A 6,501-nucleotide genomic window follows, 5' to 3' on the forward strand; every position below is an offset into this window, starting at 1 on the left:
CTCACCCCGGGTGGCGGCGGGGTTGGGAGTCCCCCCGTGGCGGTGGGGCCGGCCCCCGCCGGTCGTCCACCTTGTCGCGTCGTGGCATGAGCACGCTCGTCAGGTGAAGCTGCGCGTCTTCCGGAGCGCCGCTCATCGGCACCTCGTACGTCGCCACCCGCTCCAGCCAGTCATGGGCTAGGTGGCCCCGGTCCGGATCGCCAACAAGGACCCGGGCGCCCTTCGCCACGACGCGGGCGAGGAACGGCAGCATCCGGGCCGCCACAGACGGGTGGTAGAGCGCATCACCGGCCAACACCACATCCACGCCGTCAACGTCGCCGTCAAGCAGGTCACTCGACGACAGGGTCAACTCGACGCCGTTGGCGCGGGCGTTGGCCTTGATTGCCGCGATCGAGTAGGGGTCGATGTCGTTGGCGGTGCCCCCGGCCGCGCCGGCTATCGCCGCGGCGATAGCGACCAATCCGGAGCCGGATGCGACGTCGAGGACATGGCAACCGGCCACGGTCTCCGGGTGATCGAGGATGTAACGCGCAAGACCCTGCCCACCGGTCCAGGCCGACGCCCAGAACGGCGGCGGGAGGACGTGCCCCGCCTCGGCTTCGAGCCGTGCCCAGAGGACGATCGCGTCCTCGGCCATGACCAGTCGCACCTCCGGCACCAGCGGCACCGGGGCCAGCCGGAGCCGGTCGATGCTGACGGTCCCCGCGCACTCGGGGGCGGACAGCGCTTGCAACACCAGCGGTTCGAGGCCGGGAAGGGCCACGGTGTCGGAACGAACCGGCATTCGCCGGTCCGTTCTCTCAGCCACCGCCGTGGCGACGGGCGAGGCCTCGTCACCACGGCTTGGCGGAGTCAACGTCAGACCACACGGATGTTGGCGGCCTGAAGGCCCTTCTGGCCCTGCTCGACGTCGAACTCGACCCGCTGGTTCTCTTCCAGGCTGCGGAACCCGCTCGATGAGATGGCCGAGAAGTGGGCGAAGACGTCAGCGCCGCCACCATCCTGCGCGATGAAGCCGAAGCCCTTGTCCGCGTTGAACCACTTGACTGTACCGAATGCCATGTCATCTCCTCTGAGTAGCTGATAGAGCCACGTACGGGCCCTCGGTTGCCGCCGCTGCTCGTCCGGAAGAACCGGCAGAACAAAAGCGCCTGGCGGGTTAGATACCCACCAGGCGCTGGCAAAGTATGCGACAAACCGAAGGTTGCAACCCGGTGAGGCTAGCACGGGCGCACCGCGCAGTGTCTTCGCTGTCAGCGCTGACCGCGCCGGCTACCAACCCGCGTGCTGGAAGAGAACGCCGCCGCGCCCCGTGGCACGGACGTGGTTTCCGCGGCACTCGCCCGACGCTCGGAGCCTCGCCCGCGCGCTGCGCTGACGGTCGATCCGCCCGCCGCCGTGCGCGGATCCGGGCGCCGCGTGGCGCTGTGGGCTCGTCCCTGATGCGGCGCCGTCGCCGCTAGGGGAGGCGTCACGAAGCGGCGCTCGCCCGGGGCGAGTTCGGTGAGCAGCGAGTCACCGGGCCCAAGCCGGGTGATCGTCGGGTTGATGCCGGCCTGGCGGGTGAGGTCGCGCACGTCGGTGACCTGGTCGTCGGTCATCAGGGTGACGACGGTGCCGCTCGCTCCGGCACGCGCGGTCCGCCCCGAGCGGTGCAGGTATGCCTTGTGCTCGGCGGGCGGGTCGGCGTGGATCACGAGAGCTACATCGTCGACGTGGATACCGCGCGCCGCGATGTCGGTCGCGACAAGCGCGCGGGCGTCGCCGGCGGAGAACGCCGCCAAATTGCGGGTACGGGCGTTTTGCGCCAGGTTGCCGTGCAGCTCCACGGCGGGCACTCCCGAAGCGACCAGTTGACTGGTCAGCTTCTTGGCGCCCCGCTTGGTGCGGGTGAATACGAGCGTGCGCCCCGGGGCGGCCGTCAGGTCGATCAGGACGGGGAGCCGGTCATCGTGACGCACCCGGAGCACGTGGTGGGTCATCGCGGCGACCGGAGACATCGCCGAGTCGACGCTGTGGGTGACTGGGTTGGAGAGGTACCGCCGCACGAGGACGTCGACGCCCGCGTCGAGCGTCGCCGAGAACAGCAGCCGCTGGGAGCGGGGCGGTGTCCTGTCGAGGAGTCGCCGTACGGCCGGCAGGAAGCCCAGGTCGGCCATGTGGTCCGCCTCGTCGAGCACCGTGACCTCGACGGCGTCGAGGATCGCGTCGCCGGTCGAAACGTGGTCGGCGAGCCGGCCGGGACAGGCGATGAGGATATCGACCCCGGCACGCAGTGCACCGACCTGTGGCCGCGCGCTAACCCCACCGAAGATCGTCAGGGTTCGCAGCGACAGCGCGGTGGCCAGCGGTGCGATCGTCGCTTCGATCTGGGTCGCCAGCTCGCGAGTTGGCGCCAGGATGAGCGAGCGCGGGCGGCCGGGCAGCCGCGGAGACGTGGCGGCCGAGAGCCGGGCGAGGACCGGGAGAGCGAAGGCGTATGTCTTGCCCGATCCCGTCCTGCCACGCCCCAGCACGTCGCGTCCGGCGAGTGAATCCGGAAGCGTCGCGGCCTGGATCGGGAACGGCGTGCTGATGCCCGCCTGCTCGAGCGCGGCGACCAGGCGGCCGGGCACGCCGAGGTCGGCGAAGGATGTGGCTGGGACAAGGGGTGTCTTGCTGGGGCGGCGTGCCGCCATGGGAGTCTCCGAACGTGGAAGGGGTCGCCCTGCACGGCGCTGACCGATTGGTCGCGGCGCGTGGTGGTCGACATCAAGGATGCAGGCCGTGGTCGGAACCGGCGGACTGGTTGATCAATCTGCCCGCACCCGGGCCCAGTCCGTACACGATGGGCTTTTTGGGTTAGGGTTCGACGGGCCGAGCGAAACGGATCCCTCGGCGGGCGGCCGGATGCGCACCGCTCATTTTCCGCACCTGGCTTGCATGTGCGAGCGGGTGAATCGCGCGTTGGCGCGCAAACTTGGAGCAGCTCTTGACTGATGTAACCGCGTATGACTCGAATTTGTTCCGTGAAGCATCGGGAGCAGATGCGCCTTTCGACCACACACCTGCCGTCGACGTGAGTTCGGCTGCGATGACCCGCCTGCGCACCCCGTTCCGTGTCGAGGGTGACGCCGACCGGAAGTCGACGACCGCGCCCATTGCCGTTCGTTAGGCATCACGACGCCACGGAGCCCAGTCGGTAAGGGCTACCACGCGTGTCGGTTCGACGCGTCGCACGTATCGACGTCCTGTGCAGGTGGAATCAGCACGTCTCCCATGACTCGACCACCAGATCGGGCGGTGGCGGTGGACCGCCGCTCGGCCTTGCCCGCGTATGTTGTCGCGTCGGCCATCCCGATCAACGTGTCCCCGTCGAGGGTGCTGCCGCGAACCGCGACGGCCGCACCCATCGTGACCCCGGTCGGGGTGGTCGCCCCAGTGCAACAGCGCACGGTGTAGGCGCCGCCCGTCTCGCCGCCGGTGACCGGTGATGAGAGTCGGACAGCTCATGACATGACCTGCTTGGGGTCTGACTGGATGGCTGGGAGGTACGTGCGCCGGAGGCGGTCGAACGTGGTCGTCGTCGGCGCGCTGTTGAATCGCTTCGATCGGTCCTTGGATGCGCTCGCCGGACATCTGCTCAGAAGGCATACGTGGCGTCGCGAAGGCGGCGCTCCGCGGATGCGTCCTGTTCTGGCCCGGTCAGGTCTCCCAACTCTCGTCCACATTTGTGGGTTTCCTGATCACACTGACCGTCTTCCCAAGATCATTATGGTTCGTCCCTCCGCAGTGCTATACGGTCAGCAGGTGAGAATCGAGCGTCACTGGTGGAACGGGGACCGGAGTCCGCGGGGGCGTCGCGACGTCTACATCCGCACCGACGGCCACCGATGGGAAGTAGAGGCACAGACCGGCGGCATCGCAGGCCGGTCGAAGCTACACCCCTGTCCGAGTCGGGCGTCGGCACAGATCCTCGCCAACGCATGGCTGGGTGGTCGTCCCGAGTGGCGGGAACTCGCGACCTGACAGTGGGACGTCAGGAGCACTCCTGGCAGACCTCCCGGCCGTCGGGCTGCGCGGCGAGCTGACTGCGACGGTGCAATCCGCGGTTTCCAGACCAGCCTCCGTGGCGCCGCTCGGCAGCGCGACGTTGATCAGAGGCACAGCCCGAGGCGGTCGTGCGGTCCATGATGGGAGAACTTCCCGAAGGCAACCTCAGTTGGCCTCGATGTCCGACCCTTCATAGACCAGCACCAGTGCGGACATACGGCCACCGCAGCAGAGCGCAGTCCTACCGCGTGCGCTTCGCGTCGAGCCGTTCGGGCACCGGCCAACGCACGTCGCGGGCCAGCCGGAGCTTCTCGAAGATCCAGATGAGCCGGGCGGCGGGGTCGAGCTGGCCGCGCAGGACGCCGTGGCGGGCTCCGGTGGGATCGGCGTGATGGGAGTTGTGCCAGCTCTCGCCGAAGGAGAGGATCGCCAGGGGCCAGAAGTTGGTGGCCCGGTCCTTGCTGACGAAGGGCCGGTCGCCCACCACGTGGCAGATGGAGTTCACCGACCAGGTGACGTGGTGCAGCACGGCCATGCGGACCAGCCCGGCCCAGAAGAAGGCGCTCAGCGTGCCCGCCCAGGTGCCGGTGACGAGGCCGCCGATCAGGGCGGGCGTGAGCAGGGACACCGCGACCAGTGGCCCGAAGAGGCGGTCGACCACGCGGATGTCGCGGTCGGCGAGCAGGTCCGGGGCGAAGCGGGACCGGTTGCTCAGCTCTCGCCGGAACATCCAGCCGATGTGGGCGTGGAACAGGCCCTTGAGCACCGCGGTGACGCTGGTTCCGTAGCGCCAAGGCGAGTGGGGGTCGCCTTCGCGGTCGGAGAAGGCGTGATGGCGGCGGTGGTTGGCGACCCACTGGGTCGGCGAACCCTCGACGGCGAGCGATCCAGCCACGGCCAGCGCGATGCGCAGTCCGCGCCGAGCCTTGAACGACCCGTGGGTCAGGTGGCGGTGATACCCGGCCGCGATGCCGAACCCGCTGATCAGATAGGTGGTGATCGCCAAGGTCAGGTCGACGCCGGACAGCCCCCAGCCCCACGCGACCGGCATGGCGGCGAGGAGAGCGATGAACGGGGTGACCACGAAGATCCAGATCGCGACCGCACCTGCTCTGGTCTGCGGCGCGGCGAGCAGCGGCTTGGGCTCGTTAACGGTGCGGGGGACATCAAGGCGATCGACGACCGCCGGCGGACTGGTCGCGCCCATGCGACTCCTGTCTGAGTTTCGGTGGTGGGGTTCCTGCTGGCCCGTTAGCGACATGGCCGGGAGCCCGACGGGTTCCCGGCCATGATCACGATTGCTCAGAGGACGCGTACGCCCGCTGCCTGCGGGCCCTTTTGGCCCTGCACGATGTCGAACTCGACCAGCTGGCTCTCGGCGAGGCTGCGGCAGCCGTTCGACTGGATCTCAGAGAAGTGGACGAAGACGTCGGCGCTGCCGTCGTTGACGGAGATGAAGCCGAAGCCCCTGTCGTCGTTGAACCACTTCACGGTGCCCTGTGCCATATGTCTCCTCCTTGGGAGTGGGAGCCGCACCCTGCGGCTATCCGAGCCGTTTGCCCCGGCGGCCACATCCGCCCCAAGAGGAAGACGAAACCACCCGCGCTACCTGATCCGCGGATGTCAAAAGATCAACTACTGAAACACGCAAAATCACGACCTGGAGAAGTAAACTCTCCCACACCTGCCCTTATTCCCGCACGGGCGGATTCGGCCCTCTCCTGGAGGCGGCACCGGCCAGAAACGCCCACTGGTCCGGGTACGGCGTGAACGTGTTTGGGTCGACAAAGACTGTGGTGCCGGCGTCGCGGCACTGCTTTTGCAGCGGCAGCGCGATCAGGTTGCCCAGCCCTTCACCCTTGGCAGGCAGGTGGTCCTGGGATGGGAAGAAGCGGTCGTAGCTGGCCAGCCCAAGCTCACCACGGACCGTCATCGCCTCGCGCAGCAGCCCGAACCCCAACGCTCGCGCCTCCACCGCCGGCACTGGCTCGCTGAAGAAGGTCCAGACGTGGGCGCCACGACCGGAGCGGGAGATCTCCACCGCCGTCGGCACCCCGGCCGCCTCAGCTGCCTGAGACGTACGCTTTGGCATTGAGCTGCCACTGCGCGCCGTCGTAGTCGCAGGCCAGCAGCCGGCAGGTGTCGTCGGCCAGCATCGGATACAACCCTGCTCTTGCCGAAACCTCGTCCGTGCAGGTCACGCAGCATGCTTGTACTCATGTAGGAGACTGCCGAGACGATTGTGCCTTCGTATGTCGAGGCGGGCGATCTTGTCCGGGTCGGCGATCGGCGTGGGCAACGGGTACAGCGGGCGTGCGTTGTCGATGCCTTGGTGAGGCCGGTGGGAGTTGTAGAAGTTCTCGAACTCTCTCAGGGCGTGGAGGAGATGCCGCTGGTTCCAGATCAGCGTGCGGTCCAGGAGCTCACGACGGCAGGTCTGTACCCAGCGTTCCATGATCGAGTTCG

The 6,501-nt window shown here is 68.1% G+C and carries 7 protein-coding genes; all 7 read right to left on the reverse strand.

Features of this window, described 5'->3' with window-relative positions:
- Window position 1: 1 nt before the first annotated feature.
- Window positions 2-787 (reverse strand): methyltransferase, encoded by a 786-nt coding sequence (locus FXF52_RS39995; RefSeq protein WP_148804846.1) that lies wholly within the window; start codon window positions 785-787, stop codon window positions 2-4.
- Window positions 788-861: 74 nt separating this feature from the next.
- A complete protein-coding gene (locus FXF52_RS40000; RefSeq protein WP_148804847.1) occupies window positions 862-1,065 on the reverse strand; it encodes a cold-shock protein in 204 nt (67 codons plus the stop codon).
- 191 nt (window positions 1,066-1,256) lie between these two features.
- Window positions 1,257-2,681, reverse strand: a complete 1,425-nt coding sequence (locus FXF52_RS40005; protein WP_148804848.1) for a DEAD/DEAH box helicase — start codon at window positions 2,679-2,681, stop codon at window positions 1,257-1,259.
- 1,595 nt (window positions 2,682-4,276) lie between these two features.
- Complete coding sequence (locus FXF52_RS40015; protein WP_148804850.1) at window positions 4,277-5,242, reverse strand: acyl-CoA desaturase; 966 nt, start codon at window positions 5,240-5,242, stop codon at window positions 4,277-4,279.
- A 95-nt stretch (window positions 5,243-5,337) separates the two neighbouring features.
- Window positions 5,338-5,541, reverse strand: a complete 204-nt coding sequence (locus FXF52_RS40020; protein WP_148804851.1) for a cold-shock protein — start codon at window positions 5,539-5,541, stop codon at window positions 5,338-5,340.
- Window positions 5,542-5,725: 184 nt separating this feature from the next.
- Entirely contained in the window at window positions 5,726-6,076 is a 351-nt protein-coding gene (locus FXF52_RS40025; RefSeq protein ID WP_187414011.1) for a hypothetical protein, read from the reverse strand.
- Between the two features lie 156 nt (window positions 6,077-6,232).
- A partial coding sequence (locus tag FXF52_RS40030) for an integrase core domain-containing protein (protein ID WP_148804853.1) occupies window positions 6,233-6,501 on the reverse strand: 269 nt, incomplete at its 5' end.

The sequence above is a fragment of the Micromonospora sp. MP36 genome, from assembly GCF_008119785.1.
GTDB lineage: Bacteria > Actinomycetota > Actinomycetes > Mycobacteriales > Micromonosporaceae > Micromonospora.

Coding starts and splice junctions, on each gene's coding strand:
- FXF52_RS40015 (WP_148804850.1), bottom strand. CDS start 5,242: ATGGGCGCGACCAGTCCGCCGGCGGTCGTCGATCGCCTTGATGTCCCC.
- FXF52_RS40020 (WP_148804851.1), bottom strand. CDS start 5,541: ATGGCACAGGGCACCGTGAAGTGGTTCAACGACGACAGGGGCTTCGGC.
- FXF52_RS39995 (WP_148804846.1), bottom strand. CDS start 787: ATGCCGGTTCGTTCCGACACCGTGGCCCTTCCCGGCCTCGAACCGCTG.
- FXF52_RS40000 (WP_148804847.1), bottom strand. CDS start 1,065: ATGGCATTCGGTACAGTCAAGTGGTTCAACGCGGACAAGGGCTTCGGC.
- FXF52_RS40005 (WP_148804848.1), bottom strand. CDS start 2,681: ATGGCGGCACGCCGCCCCAGCAAGACACCCCTTGTCCCAGCCACATCC.